Raw genomic sequence first — 14,050 nt, 5'->3', positions numbered from 1 at the left:
AACTCCGCTCCCCGGCCCGGCGGGTGAATCCGCGGAACCGAGGTGGCCGGTATTGACCGGTCCCGGGCAATGGCCTGCGTGTCGGGGCGGCAGGCGGGCGCCGGCGTTCTCTATCGTCCGTCTGGAACCGCCCAGTCCGCCGATTCCGTTGCGTATGCGACCGATCCGACCCGTGGGAGAGTGCGATGCCCGGCCCAGAGCAGACCGCCGAGGAGAGCGCCGACGTCATCGTGGTCGGGGCCGGCCCGGCCGGCTCCACCGCCGCGGCCCACCTCGCCCGGACCGGCCTGGACGTCCTCCTGCTGGAGAAGTCCGCCTTCCCGCGCGAGAAGGTCTGCGGGGACGGCCTCACCCCGCGCGTCGTCAAGCAGTTGACCGACCTCGGCATCGACGTCTCCGAGGAGGCCGGCTGGCTGCACAACCGGGGCCTGCGGCTGATCGCCGGGCGGCGCTCGCTGGAGTTCGACTGGCCCGAGCTCTCCGCCTTCCCCGGGTACGGACTCGTCCGCCGCCGCGCCGACTTCGACCAGCTGCTCGCCCGCAAGGCCGCCTCCCTCGGCGCCCGGCTCGTCGAACGCGCCAACGTGGCGGGCCCGTTGGTGGACGAGCGGACCGGACGGATCACCGGGGTCACCGCCAAACTGGGCGAGGAAAGCCGACCGGTCTCCTACCGGGCCCCGATCGTCGTCGCCGCCGACGGCAACTCCACCCGGCTGTCCGTCGCCATGAAGCGCTACCGCCGCACCGACCGGGCGATGGGCGTCGCCTACCGCACCTACGTCACCACCCCGCGCCACGAGGACCGCTACCTGGAGGCCTGGCTCGACCTGCGCGCTCCCGGCGACCCGGCCGGCCGCCTCCTGCCCGGCTACGCCTGGGTGTTCGGCATGGGCGACGGCACCGCCAACGTCGGCCTCGGCGTCCTCGACACCTCGAACACCGACGTCGACTGGCGGGACCTGCTGCGCCGCTGGTGCGACGGCCTGCCGCCCGAGTACGGCTACACCCCCGACGGCGTCACCGAACCGATCCGCGGCGCCGCCCTCCCGATGGGCCTCAACCGCCAACCCCACTACGCCGACGGCCTGTTGCTCGTCGGCGACGCCGGCGGCACGGTCAGCCCCGGCACCGGCGAGGGCATCGCCTACGCGATGGAATCCGGCCGCTACGCCGCCGAGAGCATCGTCCAGGCCGTCGCCCGCCGCACCGACCGCGGCCGCGAACTCGCCCTGCACGGCTACCCGCAGGCGCTGCGCTCCGCCTACGCCGGCTACTTCGCGCTCGGCCGGCTCGCCGCCGGCCTGCTCGGCCGCCCCAAGCTGCTCGGCACCGCCGGGGCCGCCGGACTCGGCCACCCGGCGCTGCTGAAGGTGGCGTTCCGGCTGATGGTCAACCTGACCGAGCCCAACTCCAAGGACGCCCTCGACCGGCTGCTCCACCTGGTCGGGCGGGTCGCACCCGGGCGCTGACGGGCTCGCGGTGGGCCGGTCCTCCTTTCGGATGGACGGCCCCGGCGTCCCCGGGTTGGCCGAAACCGGGGAATCCGGAACCCGCTGCGCCAAGTCGTGTTGACGAATGATCAGCAGATCCGCTTGCCTGGTGCCGAACCAGCCACGGAGGGTGAGCACAACACCCCTCCGTGGCTCCTTCCTCGACCGCCCTCCCACCGCCGACCCGTCCGACGGAGACACCGTGCGCCTTCGCCTTCGCCTGCTCGCCGCACCCCTCGCCGCAGCCGCCGCCGTGCTCGCCCCGAGCCTGCCGGCCGCCGCTGCCGCCCCGGCCACCACCGCCGCGCGGGCAGCCACCCCGTCCGACCAGTGCTCCGCCGCCTTCCACGACGACGACGCCCGCCTCGGCCCCCAGGACCTCCCCACCACCGGCCGGGTCGGCCGCCAGCTCCTCGGCTACCAGCGCACCGGCGGCGCGAGCGACCAGGACTTCCTCGCGAAGTACTACGACCCGGCCGCCAACGGCGGCAAGGGCGGCTGGATCTACCCGCCGGCCGACGGCTACGTCACCCTGCCGGACGGCAGCCCGATCGAGTTCGACATCACGCTCTACCCGAACCAGAACATCGACCGCTACGGCAGCGAGTACGGCGCCTTCCTCGCCCCCGAGGGCCTGCCGTACGCCAGCCGCGCCATCCCGCCGCAGAGCCTGGACGGCAACCCGCCGGCCACCTGCAACTACCACGACTACAAGGTGGTCAAGGCGTTCAAGGTGCACGCCGGCCCGATCGCGCCGTGGTTCAACCAGCCCGGCTGGGGCCTGCAGTACCAGCTCGACACGGCCCTGGTGCCCGGCGGCCCGGCCAGGCTGAACGTCCTCTGGCTGGTCGACAACGGGTACCTGGCCCGGATCTGACCCACCTACTGTTTGTGCGGCCCGCCCGGTCCCGACCGGGCGGGCCGGGACCGGGGCCGGGATATTGGCTGGCGGGCGCTGGCGGGTGAGGGATAGGAAGGCCGGATGAGCACCAGCGACCCCTTCACCTCCGCACCCGCCGACCGGCGCGTCTTCCGCCCCACCGTCCTCGACCTCGGTGACGTCCGGCTGCGCCCCTGGGGCCGCGCCCTCGACATCACCGGCGGCGTCGTCCCCGCGCTCGTCGCCGCCGCGGCGGACCCGGAGATCGCCCACTGGAACCCGCTGAACACCGCCGACCCGGCCGCCGCCGAGGCCTACCTGGACCGCTGCGACGCCCGCTGGGCCGACGGCAGCTCGGCCGCCTTCGCGATCACCGACGCGGCCGACGGCACCCTCCTCGGCAACGCCTACCTGCAGTGGAACAACCGGGCCGACGGCGTCGTCATGGTCGGCTACTGGCTGCTCGCCGCCGCCCGCGGCCGCGGCCTCGCCACCCGCGCCACCACCGCCGTCACCCGCTGGGCCGTCGACACCGCCGACGCCCGCCGCATCGAGCTCTACCACTTCGTCGACAACGACCGCTCCTGCCGGGTCGCCGTCCGCGCCGGCTTCCCGTACGAGGGCACCCTGCGAGCCTCCTACCGCCGCGCCGGCGGCGACTACACCGACGAGCACCTGCACGCCCGCCTGGCCACCGACCCCTTCACCGACCACCCGGGGCCCGCCTGACCCGCGGCTGTTGACCCTCACGCAACGGAAGGCCCTACCGTCCCGTGTCATGAAGATCGTTGTTCACGACACGGCGAGCGCGATGCTCGATCTGTTCCACCGCCCGGTGGCCGAACGGCCCGCTGCCCTCAGGGAGTTGTACCGCCCGTTGGAGGGCGTGATGTCCGCGGTGCTGGGCGAGGCCGACCTGGTCGGGATGCACCGGATGGGAAGCGGCTTCCGGCTCGACCGCGAGGACGACCGGTACCTGCCCGCCGTGCGGCAGATGCAGGAGGCGGCAGTCTGGCAGCGCGTCGAGGAGGCGCTCCGAACCGCGTGGGAGCGGCTCGACGGCGCCGTGCCCGGCGTCGCGCACGCCGACACCGTGCACGTCGTCGTGGTGCTCGGCGACCCGGACGACGAGCACCTGGTCGTCCGCAACAGCGGCTACTTCGGCATGGGCGGCTTCCCCGGTGCGATCCAGCTGCTGATGTGGCCCACCGAAACCGCCCTGACCAAGATCGGCCATGCAGCGGCCCACGAGCTCCACCACAACGTGCGCTACGCCAACGTGCGCTGGGACCCGGCGACCGTCACCGTCGGCGAGCAGGTCGTCGCCGAAGGGCTGGCCGAAGCCTTCGTGCGGGAGCTGGCCGGGGAACAGGCCCTGGGCCCGTGGGCGACCTCGCTGACCGGGGCCGAGCTGGAGGAGGCGTACCGGAAGGTCACCGCCGGGATCGACGTGTCCGGGATGCACAACCTGCCCCCGTACGTCTACGGCGACGCGACCGCGCGGCTGATGGGCTGCGAGCCGGTGGGGCTGCCGCACGCCGCCGGGTACGCGGCCGGCCTGCGGATCGCGGACGCGCACCTCGCCGCCACCGGCCTGACCGCCGCCGGGAGCGTCGCACTGCCGTCGCGCGAGATCCTCGCAAACGCGGGCGTGCCGAGCGGCGGCTGACCGGCGGCTCGTGCCACCCCCGGCCCCGGAAACCCCAACCGCTGGAGTGCTCCCCGGCAGGCAGCGCGCGGGGCGGGGGAGCGGCCTAATCTGGAAGGGCGCGTACGGTGCTCGGCCTGTGCGGACGGGAAGCGGTGGCCATGACGGTGATCTCGGCGGCTCTCTTCGGTACCGACTGGCGGCCTGGGCTGCCCGGCGGTGCCGACTTGCTGCGCGAGTGCGCCGCTCGGGGCTGGACGGTGGTGCTGACCGGGCCCGGGCCCGTCGGGGTGCCGGCGCTGACCGTGGCCGTACCCGGGGGCGACCCGGTACGGGCCGCGCTGGAGCTGGTGGACGGCGTGCCCTCGCACGCCGTGGCCGTCGCCGGCAGTGTGCGTGAGGTTCGGGCGGCGCGGCGGGCCGGGGTGCCGTGCGTCGCCCTGGAGGCCGGCGGGGACGCCGGTCCGGAGCTGCGGACGGCGGGTGCGGCCGAGGTCCACCGCGATGCCGCCGCCCTGCTGCGCGTCCTGGACGACAGCCTGCTCGCCCGCCCCCGGGCCTTCGGACCCGTGGGCGCGGGAACGGGCGGCGCCGGGAACGGTTAGCGCCGGCCCGTACCGGGCAACCGCCCGGGTGTGAGCACGTCACCGGAAGTGTCGGAGGTGACCGAGATGGACGGCCCCGCTTTGAGCGGATGGGAGCGGCGGCTCCTTGAGGAGATCGAGTCCGATCTGCGCCAGGACACACGGCTCGACCGGAAACTGAGCACGATGGGCGCCAAGCGGCCCGGCCGGCTGCGGGGCGCGCTGCGCGCGGTCGGGCGCCGGATCTCGGCGGGGGTGGCGCTGACCGCCCTGGTGATGACGGCGATCTGCCTCGGCGTCGGCGTACGGACCCCGACCACGGCCGTGCTGACCGCGCTCGGGGTGGTCTGGGTGGCCTCGGTGGCGGCCGCGGTCGCCGCCTCGGAGCTGCTGCGCCGTCGCAGCGCCTCCCGGGGCGGCCGGACCGGCACCGCCGAGTCCGAGGAGACCCGCGAGCGCCGCGATCGGCGGCCCTGGGACCAGCCGGAGGCGTGAGGGCGATGACCGAGCGAAGCGAGGCGGGCGCATGAGTACCGACCTGTGGGAGTACCGCCCGGGCACCCATCCGGCCGCCGACCCGGGCCTGGTCGGGTACGAGGTGCTGGCCACCGACGGCCCGGTCGGGCGGGTCGAACAGGACACCGGGGACCACCTGCTGATCGATGCCGAGCCCTGGGTGCCGGGCGCCCGGGTGCTCGTCCCGGTCGGCGTGGTCGCCCGCGTCGACCACCTGATGCTGGCCGTCCACCTCGACTGCCCGCGGGCCAGGCTCAGCTCCGCCCCGCCCACCGCCGTCGACCTGACCGCGCCCCGTCCGCGCTGAGTCGCCGAGTTGCTGAGGCGCCGAGTCATGGGCTGGCCGTCCACCACCCTCACCGGCCGGACGATCGCCTTCCTGGTCGCGCCGTACGGCGTCGAGCAGGTCGAACTGACCTCCCCCTGGCAGGCGGTCGCCGAGGCCGGCGGCACCCCGCGCCTGCTGTCCACCGCGCCGGGGCGGATCCAGGCCGTCCGGCACCGCGCCCCGGGCGACACCTTCGCCGTGGACGCCGTGGTCGCCGAGGCGGACCAGGCCGGCTACGACGGCCTGGTGCTGCCCGGCGGCGTCGCCAACCCCGACCACCTGCGGCTGGACCGGGCCGCCGTCGCCTTCGTGCACGCCCACTGCGCCGCCGGCCGTCCGGCCGCGGCGATCTGCCACGCCCCGTGGACCCTGATCGAGGCGGACGCCGTCCGCGGCCGCACCCTCACCTCCTGGCCCAGCCTGCGCACCGACCTGGTCAACGCCGGTGCCCACTGGGTCGACGAAGCGGTCCACGTCTGCCGGGACGGCCCCGGCGTCCTCGTCACCAGCCGCAAACCGGGGGACCTGCCGCTCTTCGAGGACGCGTTCGTCACGGAGTTCGCCCACGCGACGGCGAAGCGGCGGACGTAGCGCGGGGCGGGGCAGGGCGGCCTGGGAGCTTCATGGTGACCCTGGCGGGGTCAGTCGCCGCGGAGGCGGACGAAGGTGGCGGTGGGCGGGCGGCCGGTGAGGGTGAGCTCGGCGCGCAGGGCGGCCGTGAGGGGGTGGACCGGGCCGTGGTCGGGGTCGGTGGCGGCCGGGCCGAGCAGCGGGCCGGCGACCTCGGCGACCGTGCGGGACTGCACGGGGGTGAGCCGGGGGGTGGTCAGCAGGACCCGGCCGTCGTCGAGTTGGAGGACCAGCGCGTGCGGTCGATCGGCCGGGCCGGTGAGGGCGCGGACGGTCGCGTCGAGGGTGTCGCTGCGACGGTACTTGACCCAGCTGCGGCCGGCGCCGCGCGGGCGGTAGGGGGAGGCGGTGGCCTTGCAGACCAGGCCCTCCACCCCGGTGTCGGCGAGCTGCTCCATCCACTCCAGCGCCTCCGCCCGGTCGGTGGTGGCCAGCACCGGCTGGATCGGCGGCGGGACGTCGGCCAGCGCGGCGAGCAGCAGACGGCGGCGGTCGGCCAGCGGCAGGCGGCGGACGTCGCGGCCGGGCAGGGCCAGCAGGTCGAAGGCGATCAGGCCGAGCGCGACGTCCGGGGCGGCGGCCCGGGCCTGCCGGGTGTGCAGCAGCTCGCCGAAGGCGAACCGGCCGTCGCGCCAGGCGACCAGTTCGGCGTCGAGCACCAGCCCCTCGGGCAGCCGGGCGACGGCTGCGGCGATCGGGGGGAACTCGGGGGCGAGGTCGCGGCCGGTGCGGGACTGCAGGAACGGCGGGCCGTCGCCGCGGGCGAAGGCGACGCAGCGGAAGCCGTCCAGCTTCAGCTCGTACTGCACGCCCCCGCCGCCGAGGCCGTCGGCGGGCGGTACGGCGGTGACGGCGACGGGGCGCATCACCTCGACGGGCGGGTGCAGCACCTGGCGCACCCGGACGGGCCGGGTCGCGGGCGGGAACGGGGACGGGGGCGGGGCCGCCGGCGGGGGACCGGGCGCCGGCCGGGCACCGGGCAGCGGGCGGGCCTGCCCGGGGTCCAACAGCGGTGCGAACAGGTCGCCGTGGGCGGCCAGCCGGTCCGGCACCTCGGCCAGGGTGAACGCCAGCTCCTCCTCGCCGCCGGCCCGCTCCAGCTCCGCCCAGGACACCGGGGTGGAGACGGTCGGCCGCGGCCGGGCCCGCAGGGTGTACGGCGCGGCGGTGGTCTTCTTGGCGTTGTTCTGCGACCAGTCGACCAGCACCCGGCCCCGGCGCCGGGCCTTGGCCATGGTGTGCACCACCAGCTCCGGGTGCTCGGCCTCCAGGGCGGCGGCCAGCGCCTTCGCGTAGCCGGAGACCCGGGCGCTGGGCGTGGGCTCGATCGGCACCAGCAGGTGCAGGCCCTTGGAACCGGAGGTCTTCACCCAGGCGGCGAGGCCGTCGGCCGCCAGCCGCTCGCGCAGCAGCAGCGCGACCGCCCGGCAGGTGAGGACGTCCGCGCCCTCGCCCGGGTCGAGGTCCAGGACCAGCCGGTCGGCGAGGGCGGGCGCGGCCGCGTGCCACTGCGGGACGTGCAGCTCCAGACAGCCCAGGTTGGCGACCGCGAGCAGCGCCGCGCCGTTCTCCAGCACCAGCTGCCGCAGCTCGCCGGTGTTGCTCGGCACCTCGACGCTGCGCACCCACGCCGGGGTGCCCGGCGGCGGGTTCTTGGCGACGAACACCTCCGCCTCCACGCCGTCCGGGCAGCGCAGGAAGGAGACCGGACGGTCGCGCAGGTGCGGGAGCAGGGCGGTGTGGACGGCGGCGTAGTAGCGCAGCACCTCGCCCTTGAGGGTGCCGGTGCGCGGGTAGTACACCTTGTCGAGGTGGGAGAGGGCGAGGGTGCGCCCGTCCACCGTCATCTGCGGCACGGTCCGCCTCCGAAGCCTGCGGGAGGGTGGCCCCCGCAGCCAGTCTGCCCCGGTTCGGCGGCCACCGCCCCGGGCGCCTCGGCTCGGTCCCAGGGCCGGGGTGCGCCGGGCCTCAGCCCGCGCCGGGGCTCAGCCCGCGCCGGGGCTCAGCCCGCGGCGGGCCGGGGCGCGCCCGGGTAGGTGCCGAAGTACCAGCGGTTGCCCTCCGGGTCGGCGGCGGCGAAGTCCCGCGAGCCGTAGTCCGTCTCGAACGGCGCGGTGGAGATCCGGGCGCCGGCCGCGACCGCGCGCGCGTGCACGGCGTCCGGGTCGGCGGTGACCACGTACGCGGTGAACGTGCCCGGGCGGCCCGGCCAGGGCTCGGCGCCCTCGGGGGTCTCGCGCTCGGAGCCGAGCATCACGCCGCCGCCCTCGGGCCAGGCGAGTTCGGCGTGCGCGACGACCTCGCCCTCACCGTAGGTGACGACCTCCTGGAAGCCGAAGGCCTCGACCAGGAAGCGGATCAGGGCCCGGGCGTCGGTGGCGCGCAGGCTGGGCCAGACCTGCGGGGCGGGGGTCTCGGTGGCGGCCATGGCTGTCTCCTCGGGAGGGGATCGGCTGGGGGAGGGAAGTTCCCTAGGAGTCCCACTCTGCGGCCGCCCCGGCGGCCCCGCCTTGGACGTTTCGGAACTTCGCCGCCTCCGGTCCCTCCGCCGCCAGCCAGGCGCTGGGCGCCACCCCGGCCAGCGCGCGGAACTCGCGGGCCAGGTGCGCCTGGTCGAAGTAGCCGCAGTGCACGGCCAGTTCCGCCAGCCGGGTCGGCCGGGCCGGTGGGGCCGGGGTGGCGAGCAGGTGCCGGGCCCGGTCGAAGCGCATCACCCGGGCGGCGGCCTTCGGCGTCAGACCGGTCTCCCGGCGGAACCGTTCCCGCAGGTACCGGGCGCTCCAGCCGGTCTCCCGGGCCAGCGCCGCCACCGGCAGCCCGCCCCCGCTGCGCCGCAGCGCCCGCCAGGCCCAGCCGACTTCCGGCGGCACCTGCCCGGACGGACGGGCGGCCCGCAGCAGCGCCGCGTCCAGCACGGCGAACCGCTCCGGCCAATCGCGTGCGGACTGCAGCTGCTCCCGGAGCCGCGGGCCGAGCCGCCCGAGCACCTCCTCGGCGGGGACGTCGATCCCGGCCAACTCCCCGGCGGGCAGCCCGAACAGCGCCCGGGCGGCGAGCGGGTGCACGGCGATCTGCACCCCGGACTGCGCGCCCTCGTGGGTGATCAGCGCGGGGGCGGTGTGCAGGCCGCCGAGCAGGGTCGGGTAGCTGCCGGGCGGCTGCGCGGGGTCGGGGTGCCCGGCGATCACCAGCGGCTCGTCGAGGGTGAGGATGAACGTCAGGTACGGGGAGGGCAGGCCCCGGTGCACGGCGGGGGCGAGGCCGCGCTGCCGGTAGCCGGAGTACCAGGCCACGTACGGGCGCAGGGTGGTCGCGGGCCGGGCCCGGACGGCCTCGTCGAGGGGCGGGTCCGTTCCGGGGGCGGCGTCTCCTCGGGCATCCGTGATGGCATCCGCGGTGGCATCCGTGGTCACCCTGCCAGTATCGGCGGTCACGGCCGGGCGGCGCCGGGCCGCGGGTGCGGGCGCTCCCCGGCGCGGTCGCGGACGGGCGCGGTGTTGCTTATGGTGAGGGCGCGGTCACCCCGTTCGCGCCGTGTCGAGCGCCCGGGGGAGCACCGCCCGGGGGGATGCCGGGGGGAACCACCGACGAAGGAGTCCCCGTGACCACTGCCCGAGACATCATGCACACCGGCGCCCAGTGCATCGGCGCCCACCAGACGCTGGCCGAGGCCGCGAAGATGATGCGCGACAAGAACGTGGGCGCGCTGCCGATCTGCGGCGACGACCAGAAGCTGAAGGGCATCATCACCGACCGCGACATCGTGCTGCGATGTGTTGCCGAGGGCAAGGACCCGGCCGCGATGACGGCGATGGAGCTGTCCGGCCACCTGCACTGCGTGCGCGCCGACGACAGCATGGAGATGGTGCTGCGCAAGATGGAGCAGCACCAGATCCGGCGCATCCCGGTGATCGACGGGGAGCGGCTGGTGGGCATGATCAGCGAGGCCGACCTGGCGATGGGCCACCGCGACGGCCAGCGGCTGACCGACAAGCAGATCATCGACTTCATGGACGGCGTCTACATGAAGCGCTGACCCGGCCTGGTCGGCTGCCGATCCGAGCCGACCCGAGCCAGGGCCTACGCCCCGTCCGCGCACCCCCGTGACCGGCCGGTCCCCCCCGTACCGGCCGGGCCCTTCGAGGGTGCCGGACGGGGCCGCTTCGTGAGAGTGGGGCGTCGGCCAGGTGGTCGGTCAGCTCCCGCAGTCCATCACAACTCCCGTGCTCTGCCGGGCGGGTGACACGTGTGCAGACCGGCGCAGGCCTCCACCGGGCGGGGCGCGGGTCGCTCACGGCCGTCTCATGGACTGGATTTTCCTTTCTTGCCAGCCGAGATGCGGGCAGAATCGCGCACATGGGAAAGCAGTACGAATGCATCGACGGTCGGCTGCGCCGGTTCATCGAGAGCCAGCCGGTCTACTTCGTCGCGACGGCCCCGCTGGCCGGGGACGGGCACGTGAACCTGTCGCCCAAGGGGCGCTCCGGAACGCTCGCCGTGATCGATGAACTCACCCTCGCCTACCTGGACTTCGGCGGCTCGCAGGCCGAGACCGTCGCCCACCTGCGGGAGAACGGCCGGATCACCCTGATGTGGTGCGCCTTCGACGGGCCGCCGACCGTGGTGCGGGTGCACGGCCGGGGCGAGGCGATCTTCCGCGACGACCCGCGGTTCGCCGACCTGCTCGGCCACTTCGGCCCGGCCGCCGACGGTTCGGGGCTACGGGCGATCGTGCTCGTCACGGCCGAGCGGGTCAGCGACTCCTGCGGGTACGCGGTGCCGTTCATGGACTACCGCTCGGACCGCGACCTGCACGCCCAGTACTTCGACCGCAAGGACGAGGAGGAGTTCGGCGCCTACTGCGAGCGCAAGCCGCTGGTCGGCACCAGCATCGACGGCCTGCCCGGCATCCCGCTGCCGCTCCCGCCCCGGCCGGCCGCCTGACGGTCGGCCCGCCGCCCGGTGTCGGCCTGCCCTGGGCACGACGGAGCCGCCGCACCCGGCAGGGGGTGCGGCGGCTTCGGGGGGTCTTACTTGCTCAGACCGGCCTTGACGGAGCAGATCGGCCAGGCGCCCGGGCCCTGGGCGGCGAGGACCTTCTCGCCGATGGAGATCTGCTGGTCCTTGGTGGCCAGGTCGGCGCGCGGGGCGAAGGAGGTGCCGCCGAAGGCCGCCCAGGTGCTGGAGGTGAACTGCAGGCCGCCGTAGAAGCCGTTGCCGGAGTTGATGGCCCAGTTGCCGGTGGCCTCGCAGGAGGCGACCTTGTCCCAGACGGAGGCCGGCGCGGCGGAGGCGCTGGTGGCCGTGACGAGGCCGGCCACGGGCAGGGCGGTGACCGCCCCGGCCATCAGAGCCATCCGGACGCGGTTGCGGCGCTTCGGGGTGGCAGTGGTGGTGGCAGCGGCGGTCTCGTTACGGAAGGTCATGAAGTGCCTTTCGGAGGGGGATGCGAGCGCGCGGAACCAGGCCCTCGGAAGGCCGTCGGTTTCGGGGACACGTCACTCGCGTGGTCCGGCACCGTCCTGCTCGGGGGCTGTGGGGCCCGGCCGGAGCGGATTGCTCGGTGCAACGGGTTCGAAGTTACGGGGGTGGTTGTGGCCGATTCAAGCATTCGGAGGTTTAGGCACGTCAGGGGGCTGTTACCGGGGGTAAAGATCAAGGAATTGTGCCAATTTCGCCCGATTTGCACCCATTTCCAAGATCAAACCATCGGGGAAAGCGGCCTGAGTCACACCGAAAGTCGTGTGAGGCCGCGCACATCGTCGACAGCGCGTGACGGCCGGCCAGCCTCCGGTGCCGAATCCGCGGCGCCCGCTGCCGCTGCGGGTGGCCCGCACCACAGCCCTCACCCGGAGTGCCCCCTGCACTCACCCACGGTGCCGGGCATAGCCTCGGCGCCATGAGCGACGAGAACGAGACAGCAGGCCCGGCGGGCGCGGGAACGCCCGGTCGGGGCGCGCCCGGGGCCGGGGCCGGGGCCGAAGGGCCGGCCGGAGCCGAGGCCGGAGGGGCGGCCGACGCGCCGTCCGGCTGGTGAAGGCCGGCCGCTGGCCGGTGACCGTCGTCCCCAAGTAAGTCGTCCCCAAGTAAGTCGTCCCCTGGTAAGTCGTCGACCTGGTAAGTCGTCGACCGCCCGCAGGGTGCCGGTGGGGCGGCGGGTAGGGTGCGTGAACATGACGGACACGCGGGGCACGCACCCCTCCGAGCCCGCCCACCCGACCGGCAACGACCTGCACCTCGACCTCCCCGCCACCGGCGGCCGCCGCGCCGCGCTGATGGCCGCCCTGCGCGAGGCGATCCGCAGCGGCCGCCTCGCCCCCGGCACCCGGCTGCCGCCCTACCGCGCCCTCGCCACCGACCTCGGCCTGGCTCGCAACACCGCCGCCGAGGCCTACGCCGAGCTCGTCGCCGAGGGCTGGCTCACCGCCCGCCAGGGCTCCGGCACCACCGTCGCCGAACGCGCCGAACCCGTGCCGCCCACCCGGGCCCGCCGGCCGTCGGTACGCCCCGGGCCCCGGTACGACCTGCGCCAAGGCCAGCCCGACGCCGCCTCCTTCCCCCGCACCGCCTGGCTGGCCGCCGCCCGCCGGGCCCTCACCGTCGCGCCCAACGAGGCCTTCGGACCCGGCGACCCGCAGGGCCGACGCGAACTGCGCACCGTCCTCGCCGAGTACCTGGCCCGCGCCCGCGGCGTGCGCACCGACCCGGACCGGATCGTGATCTGCTCCGGCTTCGCCCACGCCCTGCGGCTGCTCTTCGACGGCGCGAGGCCCGTACTGCCGCCCGCCGAGAACGGGCCGCCGGCCGTCGAGGCGTACGGGCTGGGCTTCCACCGCGGGCTGCTGGCCGCCGCAGGCGCCACCGGCGTTCCGCTGTCGATCGACGAACAGGGCGCCCGGGTCGACGAGTTGGCGTACCACGGGGAGGTCCGTACGGTCCTGCTCACCCCCGCCCACCAGTTCCCGACCGGCGGCCCGCTGCATGCGGGCCGCCGCGCCGCCGTGGTCGACTGGGCGCGCGGCCGGGGCGGGCTGATCCTGGAGGACGACTACGACGGCGAGTTCCGCTACGACCGCCAGCCGGTCGGCGCCGTCCAGGGCCTCGACCCCGAGCGGGTCGTCTACCTCGGCAGCACCAGCAAGAGCCTCACGCCCGCGCTGCGCCTCGGCTGGATGGTGCTGCCGGACCACCTGGTCGACCGGGTGCTTGCCGCCAAGGGCGAACGCGAGGGCTGGGCCAGCGCACTGGACCAGCTGACCCTGGCCGAGTTCATCGACTCCGGCGGCTACGACCGGCACCTGCGCCGGATGCGCCACCGCTACCGGGATCGCCGCGACCAGCTGGTGGCCGCGCTCGCGGCGAGCGCCCCGCACATCGAGGTGTCCGGCATCGCGGCTGGCCTGCACGCGGTGCTGCGCCTCGAACCGGGCACCGAGCGCTCGGTGCTCAAGGCCGCCGCCTACCGGGGCCTGGCGGTGGAAGGCCTCGCCGACTACCGGCACCCGGCGATCGGCCCGGAGGCCATGCCCGTCGTGGACGGCCTGGTGGTCGGCTACGCCACGCCGCCCGACCACGCCTACCCGGCGGCGCTCGCGGCGCTCTGCGACATCCTGCCGCCCGCGGCCTGACGGGCCGTCCGCGTGGCATCCGCCGCGGACGGTCGCGGTTGCTCCGCCGATCCCGCCGAACCGCCGTGCCGGTGTGCCGGGTTGACGCCGGGCGGTGGCCTGCGGGGCCGTCCGGGGGCGGCTGGGCGGGGACGGGAATCCGTTGGCAGTGCGGGGGTCGCAGGTGCGAACGGATGTTCCTCCGCTCGGCGGCGCGGTGGGGGCGGACCGCGCGAGATTCACCCTATCGGGGGGTAGTGGGCGTTCGTACGGGCCTGGTCGGGTCCTGGTGATCTAGGGTTCCCGGTGGGTCGTCGGGAGACGGCGACCACCTTCGCGACACTTCGCCAAAACCCCCCACCAGTCT

The 14,050-nt window shown here is 75.2% G+C and carries 15 protein-coding genes and 2 pseudogenes; 12 read left to right on the top strand and 5 right to left on the bottom strand.

Translation table 11 applies throughout. The features are described 5' to 3' along the window. The first annotated feature begins 185 nt into the window (after positions 1-185). The 8 genes from OP86_RS17135 to OP86_RS17100 all read left to right on the top strand — a co-directional run bounded on the left by OP86_RS17135 (position 186) and on the right by OP86_RS17100 (position 6,037). Positions 186-1,469 (top strand): geranylgeranyl reductase family protein, encoded by a 1,284-nt coding sequence (locus OP86_RS17135; protein WP_030059463.1) that lies wholly within the window; start codon positions 186-188, stop codon positions 1,467-1,469. A 223-nt stretch (positions 1,470-1,692) separates the two neighbouring features. Then, positions 1,693-2,367 (top strand): TNT domain-containing protein, encoded by a 675-nt coding sequence (locus OP86_RS17130; protein WP_030059464.1) that lies wholly within the window; start codon positions 1,693-1,695, stop codon positions 2,365-2,367. Positions 2,368-2,472: 105 nt separating this feature from the next. Continuing rightward, the gene (locus OP86_RS17125) at positions 2,473-3,099 is read left to right on the top strand and encodes a GNAT family N-acetyltransferase (protein ID WP_051830173.1); all 627 of its coding nucleotides are present in this window, start codon (positions 2,473-2,475) and stop codon (positions 3,097-3,099) included. A gap of 49 nt (positions 3,100-3,148) precedes the next feature. After that, positions 3,149-4,039: a DUF2268 domain-containing putative Zn-dependent protease gene (locus tag OP86_RS17120; RefSeq protein WP_030059466.1), complete on the top strand. Its 891-nt coding sequence runs from the start codon at positions 3,149-3,151 to the stop codon at positions 4,037-4,039. Between the two features lie 140 nt (positions 4,040-4,179). Beyond that, positions 4,180-4,623, top strand: coding sequence for an HAD family hydrolase (locus tag OP86_RS33620; protein ID WP_051830172.1), 444 nt, complete (start codon positions 4,180-4,182; stop codon positions 4,621-4,623). A 66-nt stretch (positions 4,624-4,689) separates the two neighbouring features. Next, positions 4,690-5,097, top strand: a complete 408-nt coding sequence (locus OP86_RS17110; protein ID WP_157849761.1) for a DUF3040 domain-containing protein — start codon at positions 4,690-4,692, stop codon at positions 5,095-5,097. Between the two features lie 31 nt (positions 5,098-5,128). After that, positions 5,129-5,425 carry a hypothetical protein gene (locus OP86_RS17105; protein WP_051830171.1) on the top strand — a complete coding sequence of 99 codons (297 nt, stop codon included), beginning with the start codon at positions 5,129-5,131 and terminating at the stop codon, positions 5,423-5,425. 27 nt (positions 5,426-5,452) lie between these two features. Next, positions 5,453-6,037 (top strand): type 1 glutamine amidotransferase domain-containing protein, encoded by a 585-nt coding sequence (locus OP86_RS17100; protein WP_051830170.1) that lies wholly within the window; start codon positions 5,453-5,455, stop codon positions 6,035-6,037. Positions 6,038-6,087: 50 nt separating this feature from the next. Here the strand turns inward: OP86_RS17100 and OP86_RS39330 are convergent, their stop codons facing one another. From OP86_RS39330 to OP86_RS17085, 4 genes and pseudogenes are all read right to left on the bottom strand, one after another. Beyond that, on the bottom strand, positions 6,088-6,942 hold the full coding sequence (locus OP86_RS39330; protein WP_063836616.1) for an ATP-dependent DNA ligase: 855 nt from the start codon (positions 6,940-6,942) through the stop codon (positions 6,088-6,090). A 111-nt stretch (positions 6,943-7,053) separates the two neighbouring features. Further along, a pseudogene (gene ligD, locus OP86_RS39325) lies at positions 7,054-7,923 on the bottom strand (non-homologous end-joining DNA ligase); the annotation flags it as partial. 155 nt (positions 7,924-8,078) lie between these two features. Further along, entirely contained in the window at positions 8,079-8,504 is a 426-nt protein-coding gene (locus OP86_RS17090; protein ID WP_030059471.1) for a VOC family protein, read from the bottom strand. Positions 8,505-8,547: 43 nt separating this feature from the next. Beyond that, positions 8,548-9,489: a helix-turn-helix transcriptional regulator gene (locus OP86_RS17085; protein WP_245231783.1), complete on the bottom strand. Its 942-nt coding sequence runs from the start codon at positions 9,487-9,489 to the stop codon at positions 8,548-8,550. A gap of 188 nt (positions 9,490-9,677) precedes the next feature. On the opposite strand from OP86_RS17085, the gene OP86_RS17080 reads away from it, so the two are divergent. Together OP86_RS17080 and OP86_RS17075 are read left to right on the top strand one after the other, a co-directional pair. Further along, positions 9,678-10,112 carry a CBS domain-containing protein gene (locus tag OP86_RS17080; RefSeq protein ID WP_030059474.1) on the top strand — a complete coding sequence of 145 codons (435 nt, stop codon included), beginning with the start codon at positions 9,678-9,680 and terminating at the stop codon, positions 10,110-10,112. Between the two features lie 320 nt (positions 10,113-10,432). Then, positions 10,433-11,020, top strand: coding sequence for a pyridoxamine 5'-phosphate oxidase family protein (locus OP86_RS17075; RefSeq protein WP_030059475.1), 588 nt, complete (start codon positions 10,433-10,435; stop codon positions 11,018-11,020). 86 nt (positions 11,021-11,106) lie between these two features. Here OP86_RS17075 and OP86_RS32970 read toward each other — a convergent pair whose 3' ends face one another. Further along, the gene (locus OP86_RS32970) at positions 11,107-11,502 is read right to left on the bottom strand and encodes a transglycosylase family protein (RefSeq protein WP_030059476.1); all 396 of its coding nucleotides are present in this window, start codon (positions 11,500-11,502) and stop codon (positions 11,107-11,109) included. A 559-nt stretch (positions 11,503-12,061) separates the two neighbouring features. Here OP86_RS32970 and OP86_RS39180 point away from each other — a divergent pair. Both OP86_RS39180 and pdxR read left to right on the top strand, forming a co-directional pair. Then, positions 12,062-12,151 (top strand): annotated as a pseudogene (locus OP86_RS39180) (universal stress protein); the annotation flags it as partial. Positions 12,152-12,249: 98 nt separating this feature from the next. Then, positions 12,250-13,704 (top strand): MocR-like pyridoxine biosynthesis transcription factor PdxR, encoded by a 1,455-nt coding sequence (gene pdxR / locus OP86_RS17065; RefSeq protein WP_033332174.1) that lies wholly within the window; start codon positions 12,250-12,252, stop codon positions 13,702-13,704. Positions 13,705-14,050 lie beyond the last annotated feature (346 nt).

Source organism: Streptomyces novaecaesareae, assembly GCF_000716875.1.
Taxonomy (GTDB): Bacteria; Actinomycetota; Actinomycetes; order Streptomycetales; family Streptomycetaceae; genus Kitasatospora; species Kitasatospora novaecaesareae.
This window is presented reverse-complemented; position numbering and strand designations above follow the sequence as displayed.

Excerpts from the sequence above, each read along its gene's own strand:
- OP86_RS17135 (WP_030059463.1), top strand. The coding sequence starts at position 186 with ATGCCCGGCCCAGAGCAGACCGCCGAGGAGAGCGCCGACGTCATCGTG.
- OP86_RS17125 (WP_051830173.1), top strand. The coding sequence starts at position 2,473 with ATGAGCACCAGCGACCCCTTCACCTCCGCACCCGCCGACCGGCGCGTC.
- OP86_RS17120 (WP_030059466.1), top strand. The coding sequence starts at position 3,149 with ATGAAGATCGTTGTTCACGACACGGCGAGCGCGATGCTCGATCTGTTC.
- OP86_RS33620 (WP_051830172.1), top strand. The coding sequence starts at position 4,180 with ATGACGGTGATCTCGGCGGCTCTCTTCGGTACCGACTGGCGGCCTGGG.
- OP86_RS17110 (WP_157849761.1), top strand. The coding sequence starts at position 4,690 with ATGGACGGCCCCGCTTTGAGCGGATGGGAGCGGCGGCTCCTTGAGGAG.
- OP86_RS17105 (WP_051830171.1), top strand. The coding sequence starts at position 5,129 with ATGAGTACCGACCTGTGGGAGTACCGCCCGGGCACCCATCCGGCCGCC.
- OP86_RS17100 (WP_051830170.1), top strand. The coding sequence starts at position 5,453 with ATGGGCTGGCCGTCCACCACCCTCACCGGCCGGACGATCGCCTTCCTG.
- OP86_RS39330 (WP_063836616.1), bottom strand. The coding sequence starts at position 6,942 with ATGCGCCCCGTCGCCGTCACCGCCGTACCGCCCGCCGACGGCCTCGGC.
- OP86_RS17090 (WP_030059471.1), bottom strand. The coding sequence starts at position 8,504 with ATGGCCGCCACCGAGACCCCCGCCCCGCAGGTCTGGCCCAGCCTGCGC.
- OP86_RS17075 (WP_030059475.1), top strand. The coding sequence starts at position 10,433 with ATGGGAAAGCAGTACGAATGCATCGACGGTCGGCTGCGCCGGTTCATC.
- OP86_RS32970 (WP_030059476.1), bottom strand. The coding sequence starts at position 11,502 with ATGACCTTCCGTAACGAGACCGCCGCTGCCACCACCACTGCCACCCCG.
- pdxR (WP_033332174.1), top strand. The coding sequence starts at position 12,250 with ATGACGGACACGCGGGGCACGCACCCCTCCGAGCCCGCCCACCCGACC.